The sequence below is a fragment of the Duganella sp. BJB476 genome (assembly GCF_003416895.1).
Classification (GTDB): domain Bacteria; phylum Pseudomonadota; class Gammaproteobacteria; order Burkholderiales; family Burkholderiaceae_D; genus Rugamonas.
Window position 1 is genome coordinate 1,234,205 of the sequence record NZ_QVIO01000001.1, and the last position, 18,316, is coordinate 1,252,520.

Here is an 18,316-nt window from a genome sequence, read left to right on the forward strand (position 1 = left end):
CGCGCTCGCCGACTCAACCACTGGAGCTGATTATGAAACGAATTCTCGTCACCCTGGCCCTGGCGGCCAGCAGCCTGGCGCATGCCGACGCGACGCTTCCGCCGAAGGTCTACCTGGAAGTGGCGGCCGCGCCGGCCGATGCCCGCGAAGCGGAGATCGCCGGCCTGTTCGACCGCTGGAACGCTGCGCTGGCCACCGGCGATGCCGAGCAGGTGACGCGCCTGTACGCTCCGGACGGCGTGCTGGAGCCGACCGTGTCGAACGAGGTGCGGTCGACGCCGGCGGGGATCAAGGATTACTTCGTCAAGTTCCTGAAGATGAAGCCGGCCGGCACTATCAATTATCGCCAGATCCGCCTGCTCGGCGCGGACGCGGCACTCGATACCGGCGTCTACACCTTCAAGCTGACCAAGGATGGCAAGCCGCAGCAGGTGCATGCGCGCTACACCTATGTGTACAAGAAGGTGGATGGCGCGTGGAAGATCCTGAACCACCATTCGTCGGCGATGCCTGAGGCTGTCACCCAGTAAGCGGCGCGGTGGCGTCTCAGTCGCAGGCGTCGCCGGTGGCGACGACGCGCCACTGTCCTTTGCCGTAGCGCAGCGTGCGACCGTTGATGCAGGCTTCGTTGGGCCAGTACTGGAGGGCGATTTCGTTGTCGGACAGGGTCAGTTCGGCGTCCCTGGCCTCGCCGGCGCCGAGCAGGGATTCGAGCAAGGAGGCGTCAACGGTGACGGTCGAGACTTGCTCTTCGCCGCCGGTGTCGTAGACCTTGGCGGTGATTTTCTTCGCTACGTGGGCGCGCAGGTAGGCGACGTTGCCGGATGTTTTGGCTCCGCATAGCAGCAGCTCGGTCAGGGTCCATGCCTCGGCCGGCGCGGGCGACTTGAGCAGTTGCTTGCGTAGCGCGGCCTTGTTGTTCGCCGTGCAGGAGGTTGGCTTGTCGTCCTTGTCGGGCAGCGTCTGCAGCAAAAAGTGCTGGTTGCTGACGCTGAGCAGGTGACGTTTCTCGTCCGGCCCGTTCAGCCACTTGAAGCTGATGCCGCGCGCGGGGCCTTCGAACTTGATCGACTTCTTCAGGTCGTAGGGGAATTCGGTGTCCAGCACGAGGGAGGTGAGGCAGCTTTGCAGCAGGAAGGAATCCACGTAGTTCTGCTTGCCGTTCTTGTTGAGCATCAGCACCGCATGGTCTTCCAGGCCGGCGCCACAGTGGGCGGTGGAGCGGGGAATTGTGGACGGGGTGCTGATCAGCATTAGCGCCAGCACACTGTCGGGCGTGATGTTTTCCGAGTAAACGGTTTCGATCGTTTCCGCCTTGTCCAGCCAGGCGGCCGCCTTTGCTTCCGTCGGGGGCGCGATGGCCGTGTGCGCGCCAAGGGCTGTCTGCAATGCTGCTGCCAGTATCAATCGTTTCATCGTTTGGTCCGATTTTCTGGTTTGACGGCGGCCTCTTTCTTCAACACCCACTCGACCGTCAAATCCTTGCCGTCGGCGTAGAATTTTTGGCCGACCGGCTTGAACAGGTAGAACGGGCCGTCGGGGTAGGCGGGGTCGTCGGTGGTCAGTTTGTACCAGCTGGCCTTGATGCCGGCAGGCGATTCGCTGACGGCTGCTTCGATCAGGTAGACGTCGCCTCCACGGGCGGCCACGAAGCCGTCGACCATGGTTGTTTCGCCGTGGGAGACGTTGAACCAGGTGTCTTGCTGGTCATCTCGCGACTTGACGATGGGGACATGGATCCAGTCGCCACCGGGCTTGGCTTCAAAATAGAAGGTCATGCTGCGCTTGTAGCGCAACACGTCGCTGACCGTGCCGGCCACCATGACCAGTTTGCCTTTCAAGGCCGGCCACTGGTGCAAACCTTGCTGGCTGGAGGCGACGTCGGCTTGGGCGGATGGGGGCAACGCGAGCGCGAGAGCCAGCGTGCAATAGGCGAGGATGGTTTTCATTGTTGTTGAGGTGGTTGCGTCAGGTAGGTTGGTGATGTCAAGGGCGTGCCGCCTTGGCGAGCAGGGCAGTCAAGCGCGCCTTGCGCTGCGCGGTAAGCTGCGAGCGCTGGAGGCTTTGGCCCATGTTTTTCAATTGCTGCGGAGTCGCTTTGGCGGCCAAAATCGCCAGCGCATTCTCCGATGTATTCTCGCTGTCGCGTAGCTGACGTTGTTGGCTGGCGATCTTTGCCCGTTTCTGGTTCGCGTCCAATGCCGCCATGTATTCCGTGCGCAAGCGCAGGTCTTGAATCGCCGATGGCGACACGCCGGCCGGCAATCCTGTCTCCGCTGGTGGAGAGACGTTCAGTTCGACTGCCATGCTGGCGTCCGATGCGGGCAGCAACTCCTTATCCAGGGCGGCAAAAGCCGCGAGCAACAGCTCGAATTGATCTGCGCTGCCGGCCTGGCTTGATGTCCGCGCGTTGTCCTTGTGGGAGAACGAAAAGTTCGTTCGCGCCGCGTTGGCTGGGTCGTTACTGAACTGTACGAAGTCCAAGGTTCGATCTCTGGTCACGGCGATGATGCACGCGTCATGAGCCACGCCGGCGCAAACTCCATTGTCGCACCCGGACGCCTCGTCCGCCTCGTCGCATTTATCCAGACGCCATTGCAACCATGCGCGCTGGGTGGTCCTGAGCGCCGCCGCATCTGCGCTGTTTAGTTTTTTGACGAGGCTCCTATATTGCGCATTGAGCTTGCTGTCTTCCGCCATATAACTGGAAAAATTTCCACATCGGGTCAGCGGCGTCTTGTCCAAGGCGCAGGACTGGTCTTGCGAGCGATTTGTCAGTATGCAGTTCTCTTTGCAGTCGCCGGCAAATGCCTGGCTGGTACACAGGAGCCAGGCGACCATCATCGGTTTCAGTAATCGCCCTGCCGGCAACGGTATAAATAGTTTATTCAGTTTTTCTGGGGGCGTTGATTGCGATAAGCCTTGGTCTAGAAATATCGAAAATTGATGGAAGCTTCGCGGATACCCGTCTTTAATGTCGGAAACGGTTGGACTCGCTTCAAACCGCAATTTTATCGCTGGTCCGCTCCCTTTTGTTTTGTATGAGAAGACGTTTACGACGGCCAATGGTCTGGTTTGTCGATGCTCCGTGCTAGCCTTTTCGAGAACAAAGCCGTCAAATAAGTTTTTTGAAAATTTCATATCAAAGAAACCCATTGGAAAATTTCTGGGATGAATAGACAATCCTCCAACGTTCCAAGGGGAGGACGAGTCATTGCGGCCAAAACCGATCGAGATAGAGCGAAACTTAAAATTTTCTACTTCGTATGAGAGACTAGCTCTGATCGGTTTCTGCGGATCCTTAGGCCAAAAATAACTACCGTTTCCAAATACTGCATCATTTTCTTCCAAGACTCTCTTTTTTCGATGACATCTAACATGGACTTTAATAAATGGCGGATGTATTCCTGCTGTTCTTTTGTAATTGGCACTATCTCAGGAATCTCGTTTAGCTCGACATTGTCATAATTCTTTACGTCGGGCATCGCGAAGCACGTGGAACTTGCCACAAATAAGACAAGCGACATGAAATTGAATAAGAGGGTTTTCATGGTTGCATAGTCCGTTTTTCCTTCAAGGCTTAATTCGTGCTGGAATAATTATCAGCGGCAATACGCCTCCTTCGCACATTTCATCCTCTTTCCCCTGTCCTTTTAGCGCGCTGAGGTTGGTGCAAAGCAGGCCATTCTGGGTGGTTTTGCCTACTATAGGGATGCAACGCCAGCATGCTTTGATGCAGGCGTTAAATCCAAATCGGATGGCAGCATGACGGAATTTTCCGGACTGGGGCAGTTCATCGGGGTGCGGCAAAGATGCAGGGATTCCGTCCGACGTCAATTGTCAGCCAACACCCAACGCACTTCTAGGCCTTGATGCAGCGGCAGCTTCTCACCTTTTTGCAGCGTGACACTGGCACTTAGGTCAGTCTCGACTAACCATTTTCCTGCGACTTGTGTGACGGCGCCGCTCTCTGCCCAAATGGTTTCTTTCGGTACCCAGATCAATGGGGCAGGGGGGAGAACTGCGTCCGGTTTGTTGAACCGATAGTGCGCCTCTTCTTCTGGAACCGTACCGTCGGTATAGCGGTCGTCTCGCCACAGCAAACGCCATGTGGTGTCCAGATCAATATTGTCGGACGCCGTCTCCACCATGATCCTTGGTGCTTTCGACCCACCGTGCAAGTAGTTCATGGCACCGACAAGCTTGAAGGGCGGTTGAGGTTTAGGAGCGCGAGTAATCAAACTCAAGAGCGAGGGTTTGGGGACGTCCACCGGTTCCCAAATCCCGGAGCACGGTGTGTAATCGTTCGTACGCACGAAGGTGTTATCAATCGGATCGGGGACCTGCATTAGTTTCTGTGGAAAAGGCATTGTTTTCAACTCCGCCTGAAGCCAGGCGCCGTACAACGTGAGACCTGGTTCGCCAAGATAACGAGGCTCAAGAATATGCATGGCGCACTCTCCCCACGCTTGGCCTAACGAGATTAGTGCCTCGCAAAATTCGGCCCAGAGCGGGGTATTTTCTTTGATGCCATTCTCACCTAACTCAATACGTTCAAGCATCTGCGTCCAATGAGAAAGCATGCGTCGAGCCATTGCAAATTCACCATTTGCATCAAATTTAAATACCCGTTTATCGCCCTTTTCCAGTCGACTGACACCTTCTTCACAATGCGCCAAGCACTTTAAAATGAGAGCATATTCTGACTGAGGAAGCGAGGTCTCCTGCCCCCAGCCGTGCTCGTCGGCTTCGCGTAGGCTATTTTCTGTGGCCGTTGCCCAGGCTCTATAGAATTCAAAAAGGCGGCGCCATGCCGTAACCGAACTGACTCTCCGCAGCCAGTAAAAAATCTGCTGCCGTTCAAAATCGGACGGCAACATGGCAGCACTGTCGGGTATGGATTGGTTCATGGGTGGACGACTACCTGTTCGTTATGTTTAGTTGCTTGTTCTCGGCTGCCGACACGCGCGGTTTGCGTGGTCGTGGTACCTGGGGCGTGAATGTAGCCCCAAATACCGTTCGTGTCGGTCCAACTGGTGCTATGAAAAGTAAATTCAAGTCCTGCGTTGCTATCGATGATCTTGCTTTGTTTGACGCCATTGGCGAAATCGTGACCGACTCGCTTCAAAATTTCTTGGAACCCATCCTCTAGCAAAAAGAACGCCTGAGTTGCGCCACCGGGAAGATACTGGCCTGGAATCTGTGTACCAAACTGTTCCGAGACCGTACCGACGACCGCTTTCGGTCCTTTGTTCCCCACGACCCGAGCTGATACGTAAAAGCCATCGCCGTTGAAACTGTCGAGCACTGCCGCCATCTCTCGCCATTCCTTGGCACTCTTGGGTGGAGGGCCCACGCCCCACCATGCACCACCCGCCCACGCCTCGCCTACGTCCACGCCATGGGTTGTTCGCGGGGGGCCGAAGAATCGGAAAATTTGTTCGCCGTCTTTTAACTCGCGATTTATCATTTTTCCGGAAAAGGCTGCCACGCTGTTGTACTGCCCGGTTTCACGGTCGGCACGTAACAGGTTGGGATATCCGGGTTCCGGTTTGTAATATTTCGAGACCTTAGCAGGGGCCAAACTGGAAGCTGGATTCTGGTTAAATCCGCCCCGTGAGCTCCGTGCGGGCAGCACACCGTCTTCAACTAGCCTCCGCTCTTCTGCGCGTGTCGCCACCTTTTGGCCGGTGGCCACCTCATGCAGCGCCAGGCGACTAGTCGTCTCGCCACCCGAACGAATGTAAGCCTGAATCTCACGCAATTTCTGATCAAATTCTTTCACCGCGATCGGTATCATTTCCTTACCCTTGTCCCGTACCCTGACAAGGCCGCCGCGCAGCTGCTGGATGCGGTTGGCCAGACTGGGGGAAATGCCGGCAATCATGCTACGGGTTTTAAGCAGGATACCGTCTAGCGTCCCCATCAGGTGCGTGAACTTTTCGACCAAAGGAGCCATGTGGTCGCTGATGCGCAGCGCGAGCAACCACTTCTCGGCGTTTTTAACGCCGATCCGGTTAAGGAACTCAATGATTTCCTTGGCGCCTTCGACCATGTGCGCCATTCTGGCTGCCGCTGCCATATGGGCTGCTTCCTCTGCAACCTTTACGATGATGCGTCCCACGCCTTTAACGACGCCGCCGAACACTGGTATCAGTGCAAACAGCAGCACAACGAGCAATACCCAGTGCCATGTTGAGTTGCGTTTTTCCTCATCATCGGCCAGGCCGAAGACAACTGCGATCAGATCGCGCACGGCTGTCGCATCGCCGACCAGCGGGATCATGCCGATGACCGCGTCCACAATAATTTGGGTGATGCTTGCCTTTTCGTTGAAAGCCCCTTGTACCGTTCCCCAAGTCCAACTCCCAACATCGGCACAGACAGATTTGAAATAACTTACTGTCCAGCCGGCTGGAGGATTCTGCGTGTCGCTCATTATGCTTGCTCCTTATCAGGCGGCGTTGCCGGCATCGTCTGATTTTAAATATTTGTCGATCAGGCTGTCGATCTTCGCTCCGGAAGGGGCTGCATCGTAATTGGGCATCGGCGTTTTGTCCACTCGCTGGAACGCACCTGGCATCGGACCAAAACTAACCTGGGCCATCCCCGTCTTGATGTTAGTAATTACTGCGCGGCCTTGTGTATCGAGCTTGCCGGTGCGTTCGGAGCCGTCGGCCAGTTTGACAAAGTAATCGGCACCGGCTAACGGTTGATCGTCGTGGTAGCGATGGTCCAAATACAATGTATCTGGCGGTAGCGCGCCTTCCGGTAACATCGGCAGTGCAGCCGGTGCGCTGGCGCCGCCTTCAAACACATGCTTCCCACCCTTGACAGTGAAGTTGCCAGGGCAGGCGAACGTGATGTCGCCGCCTTCCAGCGTGATCGAGGACTGGCCGGCTTGCAGCACGATTTTCTGGCTGGCCTTGATCTCGATGCTGTCGTTGACCGAGATGACGGTGATCGACTTGTCGGCCAAAATCTCCAGCTGGTCGGTGTGCGCTTGCAGCGACACCGGTCCGTTGCCGGCGATGGCCTGGATGCCGCCGGTGTGCGAGAAGTAGCTCACCGCGTTGGCCGCCACCGACGATACCGTGTACCCGGCCGTCATGTGCAGGTCGCCCTGCGACACCCAGTGCAGCTGCTGGCCCGCGAACAGCACGGTAGATGCCGGCGTGGCCCAGTTGATGCTGGACGGGGCGTCCATCAGCACCAGTGGGGCGCCGAATTTTTCCACCGGCCTGGCCGCGTCGAGATCGCGCGCGCCGTCCTTGGCCTTGGCGGCCTGCTGGCCGTTGACCGCGCCGGCATGCTTTCCTTTGTCTTTGGGATCGAGCTGCGTGATGAAATCCTTGTGCGCTTCCACCGCCGGCTTGCTGGACAAGGCCTGCTGCTGGGTGGCCGCTTCGCTCAGTTTATCCGCCAGTTCCTTCGACGATTTCAACGAACCGAGCGCCTCGTCCGCATCCATCTGCGTCGACGTGACGCCGCTGCCTTGCGCGGCGCGCGCGCTGGTGGTCAGCAGCACGCCCTCGGCGCCGCGCACCGTGGCCCAGGCGTCGGTGCGCAGTTCAAAGCCGCTGCCGCGATACGGGCCGCGCTGGGCGGAGGAGGGATCCTGCTGAATCAAATAGCCCAGGTTCAGCTGCGTCGCGGCACTGCTGGTCGCAAGCCTCGTGCGCACCTGTCCAGGCGTGTCGTCCAGCTGCCATTGGTTGTAGCCGCCGCCGTCGAAGTTGTGGCTGTGGATGCCGGACAGCGTGCCCGCATGATTGGCGCCCGAATCCACTCCCGCCGAAAACGGCGGCAAGTCGGAGCCAGTGTACAACTGCGCCACCACCATCGGCCGGTCCATATCGCCTTCGATGAAGTCGACCAGCACCTCGGTGCCGATGCGCGGCGTGAATTGCGAGCCCCAGTTCGGGCCGGCCAGCGCCTCCGCCACGCGCACCCAGGTGCCGGAGCTTTCGTCGCCGGGCGCGTTGCCCTTGCTGTCGGTGTTGTGGCCCATGCCGCCGGCGTTGGCGCCTTGGCCGCGCTGCCAGCTGAATTGGATTTTGATCTGGTGATTGCGGTCCGTCGTGGCGATCGCGCTGGCCAGGCCGACGACTACCGCCGTCTGCGGACCCAGCGCCGTGCTGGCGTGTGGCGCAGCGGTGGCGCGCGGCACCACGGCCACGCTGTCGCGCACGCAGCCGAAGCTGTTGCGGTAGGTGCCGTTCTCGATGCCGCCGCCGATCAGCGAGGCGGCCGTCTTGATCTGCGACTGGATGTTGTTGCGCGCTTCGTGGCGCACCCACAGCACCATGAAGCGGTTGTCGCCGTCGGCATAGCGTTCATGTTGCGTGAGTTGGAAGCCGTGGCCCGCAGCCAGGCGGCGTACCGCGCCTTTGCCTTCGAAGACCTTGTTCTCCAGTTCCAGCGCTTGCAGCATCAACTGGCTGTGCGGATCGGTGGCGACGCCGTTGTCGGCGCCGCTGGCAATGCGCTCTCCGCTGCCGTCGTACACGGCCAGCACCGGCAGTTCGCCCGCATCGAGGCTGGACGCCTGCTCGGCCGACGGCGCCAGCAACTGCGCCGGGTCCCAGCTGCTGATGCTGATGGCGTTGGCCTGCACCTGGCGCCGCGCGGAGAAGTGGTCGATGGCGTCGTCGGTGTCGGTGGCGCGCACGCCGTGGAAGCGGATTTCGGCGTCGCCCGGCGTATCCGGTGCGCGCGCCTTGCTGTCGAAGATCACCAGCTTGTGCTTGGCCTGGCCGTCCTTGCTCTCATCGTCTGCCTGGTCGTGCTCGAAGCGCCAGCTCAGGCCTTCGGAGGCCAGCAAGCGCTTGAAGAATTCGAGGTCGCTTTCGCGGTACTGCGTGCAGATCGCGCGCGGCTCCAGCGTTTGCGTGACGTCGAACTCAAAGCGCAGCTGCGGATAGTCGGCCAGCAGTTCGGTGACGATGTCCTGGGCGTTCTTGTCCTGGAAAATATAGCTGTCGCGGCGCAGCCGCAGCAGCGACAGCGCCGGCTCCAGCTGCAAGCGATAGCGCGCCACGCCGCCGTCCGCGCCCAGCCACGCGGCTTCGGTGCAGATGCCGTGCCACGCGCGTTTGCTTCCATCCGGCTGCAGCAGCGTGACGGTCAGCTCTTCGCCGATAAAGATGGTCAGATCCAGGTCGGTCGAAACGCTCAACGCGTCCACTTCGAACGCATACAGTTCGTTGACGCCTTCGCGGCCGCTGAAATGTTCGGCCATCAGCGATTCAGGCAGTCCCGAATCCTGGGCGCTGGCCAGCGTGAGCAGGCGCGCGTGTTGGCTCAGGCCCGTGCCGAACAGGCCGAGCGCCGAGGGAATTTGTGACAGCAGATCCATCAGGGCAGGGTGATCGTCAGGTTGGCGGCGCGCGGGGCCATTTTGACCACGTCGTTATACGCGTTCATGCGGTTGGCGGCATTGTGGTCCAGCGAAGTGCGCAGGCCGATGTAGCCGAGCACGCAGATCAAGCCAAACACGGAGCACAGCACCCACACCGGCAGGTCGCTGCGCAGCTTGTGCTTGATCTGGTCCGGGCGTTCGGCGTGCGGCGCGAAGCCGCCGCGCTTGCCCTTCATGTGGGCGATTTCGTCGCCCAGGCGCGAGGTCAGGTAGTTCAGCTTTTCCGAACCTTCGAGGATGTACTTGCCCTGGAAGCCCAGCAGCAAACACATATGGAACACTTCCAGCGCCTGCATGTGCGCGCTGCCGCGTGCGCGCAGGTTCTCCAGGCGGTTGTAGAAGTTCTCACCGGCCAGCTGGTCGCCGAACAGCACCAGTTGCAGCGGGCGGCGTTCCCACGCGTCGCGGATGGTGAAGCTGGAGCGCAGGATGATCTCGTCGACCGCCGCGCAGAAGGCGTATTTGGCGTTGTCGATATCGTCCGGCGAGGCGTTGTGCTTTTTCGCGCCGCGGCCGAAGTCGTCCAGGAAGGCCGTCATCTTGCGGGCGAATTCGCCGTCGTCCGCAGGGCCGTTGCCGTTCTTGAGCATGAACAGCGCGTAGAAGCCGTCGTACATCAGGTCGAGCAGGGTTTGCGGAGCGCTGGCGGCGCTAGGCGGGGCGCCGGCGCCCATCAGGGAAGGTGCGGTAACTGCGTTCATGTTTGATCCTCAGTTCAGGAAGTAACGGCCACCAGGTCCAGCTTCAGGTCGTGCATGCCGCCGGGGACGTAAATGGAAATCGATTGGGCTTGCAGCATGCGCTCGTACATCTGGCCCTTGGCCTCGAGCGCGAAGTAGCAGGCGTCCGGACGTACCGGCACGGCGGCCGGCACCTGCGGCGCATGCGTCAGGCGCACGCCCGGCATGGCCGACAACACGAATTTTTCGACGTCGTCCGGCGCGCCGATCTTGAAGCGCAGCGGCACGATGTCCACCAGTTCGCTGGCCGGCAGGTCGGCCGAGACGGCGATGTAGAAGGTGGTCTTGTCGTCGATCTTCTGCGAATCCAGCATGCCGTGGTGGTACGAAGGCTTGACTTCCTTGAGCGCGATGGCGAAGTACTTCGACGAGATCACGGTGTCGAGCAGCTCGCGGATGATCTGGTGCAGCTGGGCGAAGCCTGGACCGGGATCGGTGTGCTGGTAAGGCGGCAGGTCGGCCAGGGTCCAGCTTTTCGAGAAGGTCATGAGCGCGCCGGCCAGCGACAGCAGCTGTTCGTACAGCCGTTCCGGATGCAGCGTTGGATGATGGAAGTAGTGCGACAGCGAGGCAAACGCCGAACTGGCCGTATGCAGTAGCCAGAAAGAAGACATGTCGCCGGAGCGGAATTCGATCACATGTTTGCTTGGTTCGCGGTGGTGGCCATACAGCGCGCTGACCTTCGCCTGCAGCGCGTCGATCAGGCGGCGCAGCTGCAGGAACAGCAGCGGCGAGCTGCGGATCGACAGGCTGGGCGCGACAAACGCGGCATCCAGTTCGAAGCCGCCGGTGGCCGCGCGGCGCAGGCGCAACAGCGGGAAGTGCGTGTACGAATCGCGCGGCTCGAACTCCGACACCAGGCGCACGGTTTTTTTCAGGTAGCTCAGTTGCGCCGATGCGGCTTGCGTGTACAGGTCCGGCGTGTCGCGGTTCGATTGCAGGAAGCGCACCGCGTTGCCGCCATTGGCGGCGTCGCCGAAATTGCCGCCGAAGGGCTTGAACGAGGGCAGGGCGGCGTAGAAGGTCACGCTCTGCTGCGATTGCAGCATCTGGCTCAGGTCCACGGCATCCGGCAGTTCGTCTTCGCCGGGAGCGCTGTACAGCTCACCGTCCTGGAAGCGCAGCGACAACTCCAGCACGCGCAAGCTGTTGTTGGCCAGGGCGTCGCGATCGATCTGCAACTGGTTCACGCCCCAGGCGTAGGGGTGCAAGGCCAGCATGCTCTGATGCAAGCGCTGCTCGTGATACTGGTCCTGTTGCTGGAAGTGCTGTGGGCGCAGGAATAAGCCTTCGCCCCATAGAATTTTGCTGCTCATGCGTGCGTCCTTGAGAGTGTGGCGCATTGATGCCATTTGTTAAGTAGCAGAACAATAACATTTCTTGTCCAATTACCGCGCCCGCTTGGTTTCTATCGTGCGCAGCTTAAAAAATAGGCAGCGCGGACCTCTGCGGAACTAAAAAGTTCCCCTTCGCAACCAAAAATTCAATTGAACGCGGTCAATAATAAATTTCTGATAACGTGGCGCCTGTTGGAGAAATTAGTGATTAAGCATTCTTTTTTGATATTTAGTTTGAGGACAGCATGAATACCGTTATTTCCCTCGGCCGCATCGGTCGTTTCATTGGCGCCGCTGTCTGCGCCGCATCGCTCAGCGCTTGTATGACCGCCCCGGTCGTCCAGAAACCCGCCCTGCCGAGCATGGAAGATATGTTGGCCAAAGCCAGCCAAGCCAGCGGCTCGGGACAAAAAGAGCAAGCAGTTACCTTATGGAAAGAGGCGGCCGTAGCCTACCCGGCCGACAAGACGCCGTGGACCAATATCGCCCAGACCCGTTATGAAGCCGGTCAATACGGCGAAGCCATCACCAGCGCACAGGAAGTGCTGGTGCGCGATCCGAACGACCGCCTGGCCAACAGCATCATCGCCATCAGCGGTTTGCGTTTGTCGACGCGCGCGCTGTCGGACCTGAGCCGCCAGAACAATTTGTCCGGATCGCTGCGCACCGAGTCGCAAGACCTGGCCAAGCTGCTGCGCGAAAGCCTGGGCGAGACCGTGCTGGTGCCGCCGCAGCCTGCGCAAGCCGCCAATCCGGTTCGCAACAACAGCAGCACCGCCGCCAAAGGCAAAAAAGGCAAGGCCAAGGCCGATGATGATTCAAGCGCCAATCCGTTCGGCGCCCTGAAGTAAATTTAACCCAACGATAGGGGAATCCCATGTCAAAAAATACCAGCGTCCAGAAGAAACTACAAAAAATTCGTCCGCCACGGGTCCAGATGACCTATGACGTTGAAATCGGCGACGCCATCGAAAACAAGGAACTGCCTTTCGTGATGGGCGTGGTCGGTGATTTCGGCGGCAATTCGGAAGTCGAGCAAAAGCGCCTGAAGGACCGCAGCTTCGTCGGCATCGACCGCGATAACTTCGACGAGGTGCTGAAAGCCGTCGAACCGCGCGCCGCCTATCGCGTATCGAATGAGCTGAGCGACGAAGCCGGCCAGTTCGCGGTCGACCTGAAATTCAAGTCGATGGACGACTTCCGTCCCGAAGCCGTGGTGCAGCAGGTGGAACCGCTGCGCAAGCTGCTCGAAGCGCGCACCAAGCTGGCCGACCTGCGCAACAAGCTGGCCGGTAACGACAAGCTGGAAGACATCCTCAACGACGTCTTGAACAGCACCGAGAAATTGGCCGAACTGGGCCAGCAAACCACGAAAGCCTGATCATGTCCGCTCAACTGACTCCAGGCGGCGCGCCCGCCGCCGCCACTGAAATGGCTTTGCTCGACCAGATCGTCGAGCAAAGCAAGGTCGCCAAGTCCAGCGCCGAACACGCGCGCGCCAAGGATTTGATCTCCGAACTGGTGAACCAGGTCATGGACGGCACCGTGGTGGTTTCCGATAATCTGGCCGCCACCATCGACGCCCGCGTCGCGGAACTGGACCGCATGATTTCGGCGCAACTGTCGGCCGTGATGCACGCGCCGGAATTCCAGAAGCTGGAAAGCAGCTGGACCGGCTTGAACTACCTGGTGCGCAACACCGCCACCGGCCAGAACCTGAAGATCAAGATGCTCAACGCGACCAAGAAAGAATTGGTCAAGGACTTCCAGTCCGCGCTGGAGTTCGACCAGAGCACGATGTTCAAGAAGGTCTACGAAGAAGAGTTCGGCACCTTCGGCGGTGCGCCGTTCGGCGCGCTGCTGGGCGATTACGAGATCACCCGCCAGCCGGAAGACATGTACTTCATCGAACAGATGTCGCACGTGGCCGCCGCCGCGCACGCGCCGTTCATTTCGGCCGCGTCGCCGGAACTGTTTGGCCTGGAGAGCTACAGCGACCTGGGTAAGCCGCGCGACCTGTCCAAGGTGTTCGACACCGTCGAATACGCGAAGTGGAAGTCGTTCCGCGAATCGGAAGACTCGCGCTACGTCGGCCTGACGCTGCCGCGCTTCCTGGGCCGCCTGCCGTTCAATCCGGCCGATGGCGCCACCACCGAAGGCTTCAACTTCGTCGAAGATGTCGACGGCACCGATCACCAGAAATACCTGTGGTGTAACGCCGCCTATGCGTTCGGCACCAAGCTGACCGCGGCCTTCGAGGACTACGGCTGGTGCGCGGCGATCCGCGGCGTTGAAGGCGGCGGCCTGGTGGAAGACCTGCCGACCCACACCTTCAAGACCGACGAAGGCGAAGTGGCGCTCAAGTGCCCGACCGAAATCGCCATCACCGACCGCCGCGAAAAAGAACTGAGCGACCTCGGTTTCATCTCGCTGGTCCACTGCAAGAATACCGACTACGCCGCCTTCTTCGGCGCGCAATCGGCGCAGAAAGCCCGCAAGTACAACAGCGAGGCCGCCAACGCCAACGCCGTGCTGTCGGCGCAGCTGCAATACATCTTCGCCGTCTCGCGCATCGCCCACTACATGAAGGCGATGATGCGCGACAAAATCGGCAGCTTCGCCGCCGCCTCGAACGTGGAAGACTTCCTGAACCGCTGGCTGACCCAGTACGTGCTGCTGGACGATAACGCCAGCCAGGAACAGAAAGCCCAGTTCCCGCTGCGCGAAGCGTCGGTACAAGTATCCGAAGTGCCGGGCCGTCCGGGCGTGTACCGCGCCGTGTCGTTCCTGCGTCCGCACTTCCAGCTCGACGAGCTGTCCGTTTCACTCCGTTTGGTCGCGGAGCTCCCTGCATCGACCAAGAACTAAGCAACCGTAGTACTTACTTTAACAACCGAAAGGAATAACAATGGCAATCGACGTCTATCTGCAAATCGATGGTATCAAAGGCGAATCCGCCGATGCTACCCACAAGGACTGGATCGAGGTATCGACCGTTCAATGGGAAGTGCTGCAGCCTAAGTCGGCTACCGCATCGACCGGTGGCGGCCACACCGCCGAGCGCACCGAGCACAAAGACATCGTGGTCTCGAAGCTGGCCGACCTGGCTACTCCTCTGCTGCTGCAAACCTGCTCGTCGGGTAAAACCATTCCTAAAGCGAAGCTGGAATTCCTGCGCGCCGACGGCAATGGCGAGCGTATCAAGTACTTCGAAATCGAACTGGAAAATGTCCTGATCAGCAGCGTTGCACCAACCGTCAAGCAGGGCAACATCCTGACTGAAGACGTGGCGATCAAGTATTCGAAAGTGAAGTGGAAGTACACCCAACAGAAAGTTGGCGGCGGTTCGGGCGGTAACACCTCGGGTGGCTGGGATCTGTCGGCTAACAAGACCGCGTAATCGACTGACTGTTTGATGGGATACCGATGAAGGGTTTTACGCCGGGACTGTTTGACCGGCTGATGGATATGCCAGTCAACGGCGCCTCCAGCGGCACGGTATCGCGCTTGTCGATCGAGGACTTGAAGGACTCGGTCGCGCGCGATCTGGAAGCGCTCCTCAATACGCGCACCGTGATCCCGGAAGAGCTGCTGAAGCGGTATCCCGAATGCGGACGCTCGATCGTGACATACGGCTTGAATGACTTTGCCGGCTTGTCGCTGTCGAGCACCGACGATCGCGCTTTTATTTGCCGATGTCTTGAAAAAGCCATCGCGCGCCACGAGCCGCGCCTGCGCAATGTGCAGGCTTCGCTCGAACTGCGCGCTGACTCCATCAACCGCCTCAACTTCGCCATCACGGCGTTGCTGGTGGTGAGTTCGGCCCATGAACCGGTCAATTTTGATGCTGTGTTGCAGCCGTCCAGCCTGCACTACACCATAAGCAAGGCGCGCCGCGTGGCGCAATCGGGAGCCTGAGTTGGACCAATTATTACCGTATTACGAAAGGGAGCTGGGATTCCTGCGCCGCTATTCGCGCGAATTCTCTGAACGCTACCCAAAAATCGCCGGCCGGCTGTTGATCGGCGGCGAGGTGTGCGAAGACCCGCACATCGAACGCATGATCGAATCGTTCGCGCTGCTCAATTCGCGCATCGCCAAACGGCTCGACGACGACTACCCGGAATTTACCGAAGCACTGTTCGAGGTGCTGTATCCGCATTACCTGCGGCCGTTCCCATCGTGCTCGATCGCGCGCATGGACTTCAGCGGCGCCGCGGCGCAGCTGACCACCGCCAGCGAAATCCCGCGTGGCACGCAGCTGACCACGCGCCCGGTGCGCGGCGCCGTGTGCACTTTCCGCACCGCGTATCCGGTGACGGTCGCGCCGCTGGCGCTGACGCATGCGGCCTTCGCCGCCATCATCGATGCGCCGGAAGCGACGCGCACGCCGTCCAATGCCACCTCCAGCATCAGCCTGACTATTTCCAGCACCTCGGCCCAGGTCGCGGTGCCGCAGCTTGGGCTGTCCAAGCTGCGCGTGTTCATCGACGGCGAGCCGTCCTTCTGCGCCGCGCTGCGCGACGCGCTGTTCATGCGCGGCGTGTGCGCCTATGCGGAAGCGGACGGCAACGGCCGCTGGATCCCGCTGCATAAAATCCCGGTGACTCCGGCAGGCTTCGACGAGGAAGAATCGCTGATCGATTTTTCGGCCCGCTCGCACGCGGCCTATCGCCTGCTGACCGAATATTTCTGTTTCCCGGAGAAGTTCAACTTCTTCGACATCGACCTGCACGCGCTGGCCGGCTTGCTGCCGGTTGGCTGCAAGTCGGTCACGCTGCACCTGGCCTTGTCGGGCATGCGTACCGATTCGAACACCGCGCGCATGCTCGGCACGCTGAACATCAACAACGTGCTGCTGGGCTGCACGCCGGTGGTCAACCTGTTCCGCCAGCGCGGCGAGCCGATACGCCTGACGCATACCACCGCCAGCTATCCGGTGCTGGCCGACGCCCGCCGCGCGTTCGCGTACGAGGTGCAGTCCATCGATTCCGTGAAGCTGGTGCGGCAAACGCCGCAGGGCGAATCGGTGCTGGAGTTCCGCCCGTTCTACTCGCTGCGCCACGGCCAGACGCCGGAAAAGAATGGCCACTACTGGGTCATGCGGCGCGACGACATCATCGCCGAGAAAAGCCCTGGCTACGAAACGCAGATTTCCATCGTCGACATCGATTTCGATCCGGCCGAGGTGGAAACCGACACCCTGAGCCTGGAACTGAGCTGCACCAATCGCGATTTACCGGCCTCGCTGAGCTACGGCCAGCGCGGCGGCGATCTGTTCCTGGAAGGCGGTTCCAGCGTGCGCGCTATCAGCTTCCTGCGCAAGCCGACGTCCTCGCATCGCTTCGAGCGTGGCCGCGGCGCGCACTGGCGCCTGATTTCGCACCTGTCGCTGAACCATCTGTCGCTGACCGAGGGCGGCCTCGATGCCTTCCGCGAGATGCTGACGCTGTACGACCTGCCGCGCTCACCATCGTCGCAGCGACAGATCGGCGGCATCCTGGCGGTCTCGCACAAGGCGGCCAACACCTGGCTGCCGGGGAATCCGTTCGCCTGCCTGGTGCGCGGCATCGAGGTGCGCCTGACCATCGACGAGGAAGCCTTCGTTGGTAGCGGCATCCACGCTTTCGCCCACATCATCGAGCGCTTCCTCGGCCTGTACGTGCATGCCAACAGCTTCACCCAACTGGTGATCGTATCGAATAAAACTGGAGAGGAGCTGTTGCGATGCACGCCACGAAGCGGCGATTTGAGCCTGCTGTAATCGAGCGGCTGTTCGCGCAGCCGTACCGGTTCGAGTATTTCCAGGCTGTGCGCATGCTGGAGCTGTGGCTCAAGCGCCATGGCGCACCGGGTGAGGGCGCGGTCGCCAACTACCTGCGCTTCCAGAATTCGACCTCGTTGAACTTCCCGGCCAGCCAGCTGGAAGCGATGCAGCCGGAGCCCCGTGAAGTGCCGACCGACGCCCGCGCGCTGGCGGAGGCGCTGCAATCGACGCAGCTGAAGTACATCCGCATCACGCCGGCCTTCATGGGCTTCCTTGGCAGCAGCGGCACGCTGCCTGCGCATTACACGGAACGCATCGCGGCGCACGCGCTGTACGAAAAGGACGACGGCCCGCGCGCCTTCCTGGATACCTTCTCCAACCGCGCGCTGGCCTTGTTCTACGAGGCCTGGCGCAAGTACCGACTGGAGCTGAAGTACCAGATCGATGGCAAGGACACCTTCCTGCCGCTGCTGCTGTCGCTGGCCGGCATGGGCAACGAGTCGTTGCGCAAACGTTTGTCCGATGACGGCGACGGCGTGCTCGATGAATCGATTGGCTACTTCGCCACCGCCATGCGCCAGCGTCCCGCGTCGGCGGTGCAGATTGCGAAAGTGCTGTCGGAGTATTTTAACCAGAAGATCAAGGCCGAACAGTTCATCGGCTGCTGGTACGACGTGCCGCAAGAGCAGCAGACGATGCTTGGCCTGGGCAACGCCATGCTGGGCGCGGGCGCAATGGCTGGCTCGCGCGTGTGGCAGCGCGATCTGCGACTACGGTTGGTGATAGGCCCGCTGGACCTGGAAGGCTACGAATCCTTCCTGCCCGGCGGTAAAGCGGCGAAGTCGCTGGAAAGCATGTTGACCATGTTTACCGGCCTCTCGCTGGAGTACGAGGTGCAGCTGGTGCTGCGCGCGGCCGATGTGCAGGGCGCGCGGCTGGAAGATGAACGCGTCGGCGGACGACTGGGGTGGGACAGTTTCCTTGTCACCGACGTCCAGACGCAAGACCGCGCCGATGTGCGCTATGAGATTCATACAGTATAAATAATAAG

Annotated in this window: 16 protein-coding genes; 8 read left to right on the plus strand and 8 right to left on the minus strand. The window is 60.1% G+C overall.

Translation table 11 applies throughout. The features are described 5' to 3' along the window. Positions 1-32 precede the first annotated feature (32 nt). The gene (locus D0T21_RS05465; RefSeq protein ID WP_116989040.1) at positions 33-530 is read left to right on the plus strand and encodes an SgcJ/EcaC family oxidoreductase; all 498 of its coding nucleotides are present in this window, start codon (positions 33-35) and stop codon (positions 528-530) included. Positions 531-546: 16 nt separating this feature from the next. Here D0T21_RS05465 and D0T21_RS05470 read toward each other — a convergent pair whose 3' ends face one another. The 8 genes from D0T21_RS05470 to tssK all read right to left on the minus strand — a co-directional run bounded on the left by D0T21_RS05470 (position 547) and on the right by tssK (position 11,477). Continuing rightward, positions 547-1,416, minus strand: a complete 870-nt coding sequence (locus D0T21_RS05470) for a hypothetical protein (RefSeq protein WP_147328025.1) — start codon at positions 1,414-1,416, stop codon at positions 547-549. Further along, positions 1,413-1,949, minus strand: coding sequence for a hypothetical protein (locus tag D0T21_RS05475; protein ID WP_116989042.1), 537 nt, complete (start codon positions 1,947-1,949; stop codon positions 1,413-1,415). The genes D0T21_RS05470 and D0T21_RS05475 overlap by 4 nt, the downstream gene beginning before the upstream one ends. A gap of 37 nt (positions 1,950-1,986) precedes the next feature. Further along, complete coding sequence (locus tag D0T21_RS05480; protein ID WP_147328026.1) at positions 1,987-3,351, minus strand: lysozyme inhibitor LprI family protein; 1,365 nt, start codon at positions 3,349-3,351, stop codon at positions 1,987-1,989. Between the two features lie 482 nt (positions 3,352-3,833). Next, complete coding sequence (locus tag D0T21_RS05490; RefSeq protein ID WP_229211340.1) at positions 3,834-4,910, minus strand: Imm71 family immunity protein; 1,077 nt, start codon at positions 4,908-4,910, stop codon at positions 3,834-3,836. Then, positions 4,907-6,439, minus strand: coding sequence for a hypothetical protein (locus D0T21_RS05495; protein ID WP_116989046.1), 1,533 nt, complete (start codon positions 6,437-6,439; stop codon positions 4,907-4,909). The genes D0T21_RS05490 and D0T21_RS05495 overlap by 4 nt, the downstream gene beginning before the upstream one ends. A 15-nt stretch (positions 6,440-6,454) precedes the next feature. Next, positions 6,455-9,358 (minus strand): type VI secretion system Vgr family protein, encoded by a 2,904-nt coding sequence (locus D0T21_RS05500; RefSeq protein WP_229211341.1) that lies wholly within the window; start codon positions 9,356-9,358, stop codon positions 6,455-6,457. Further along, positions 9,358-10,122, minus strand: coding sequence for a type IVB secretion system protein IcmH/DotU (gene icmH / locus D0T21_RS05505; protein ID WP_116989047.1), 765 nt, complete (start codon positions 10,120-10,122; stop codon positions 9,358-9,360). The genes D0T21_RS05500 and icmH overlap by 1 nt, the downstream gene beginning before the upstream one ends. A 14-nt stretch (positions 10,123-10,136) precedes the next feature. Beyond that, positions 10,137-11,477, minus strand: a complete 1,341-nt coding sequence (gene tssK, locus D0T21_RS05510; RefSeq protein ID WP_116989048.1) for a type VI secretion system baseplate subunit TssK — start codon at positions 11,475-11,477, stop codon at positions 10,137-10,139. 266 nt (positions 11,478-11,743) lie between these two features. On the opposite strand from tssK, the gene D0T21_RS05515 reads away from it, so the two are divergent. Genes D0T21_RS05515 through tssG form a run of 7 tightly spaced genes read left to right on the plus strand, consistent with a single transcriptional unit; the run spans position 11,744 to position 18,308 of the window. Next, positions 11,744-12,349, plus strand: coding sequence for a M48 family metallopeptidase (locus D0T21_RS05515; protein WP_116989049.1), 606 nt, complete (start codon positions 11,744-11,746; stop codon positions 12,347-12,349). Positions 12,350-12,375: 26 nt separating this feature from the next. Then, a complete protein-coding gene (gene tssB, locus D0T21_RS05520) occupies positions 12,376-12,879 on the plus strand; it encodes a type VI secretion system contractile sheath small subunit (RefSeq protein ID WP_116989050.1) in 504 nt (167 codons plus the stop codon). 2 nt (positions 12,880-12,881) lie between these two features. Next, positions 12,882-14,366 carry a type VI secretion system contractile sheath large subunit gene (gene tssC, locus D0T21_RS05525; protein WP_116989051.1) on the plus strand — a complete coding sequence of 495 codons (1,485 nt, stop codon included), beginning with the start codon at positions 12,882-12,884 and terminating at the stop codon, positions 14,364-14,366. Positions 14,367-14,406: 40 nt separating this feature from the next. Then, positions 14,407-14,898, plus strand: a complete 492-nt coding sequence (locus D0T21_RS05530) for a type VI secretion system tube protein Hcp (protein WP_008449053.1) — start codon at positions 14,407-14,409, stop codon at positions 14,896-14,898. 26 nt (positions 14,899-14,924) lie between these two features. Beyond that, positions 14,925-15,416, plus strand: a complete 492-nt coding sequence (tssE, locus tag D0T21_RS05535) for a type VI secretion system baseplate subunit TssE (RefSeq protein WP_020702961.1) — start codon at positions 14,925-14,927, stop codon at positions 15,414-15,416. Position 15,417: 1 nt separating this feature from the next. After that, positions 15,418-17,262, plus strand: coding sequence for a type VI secretion system baseplate subunit TssF (gene tssF / locus D0T21_RS05540; RefSeq protein ID WP_116989052.1), 1,845 nt, complete (start codon positions 15,418-15,420; stop codon positions 17,260-17,262). Beyond that, entirely contained in the window at positions 17,226-18,308 is a 1,083-nt protein-coding gene (tssG, locus tag D0T21_RS05545) for a type VI secretion system baseplate subunit TssG (protein ID WP_116989053.1), read from the plus strand. Before tssF ends, tssG begins: the two co-directional genes overlap by 37 nt. Positions 18,309-18,316: the final 8 nt, after the last annotated feature.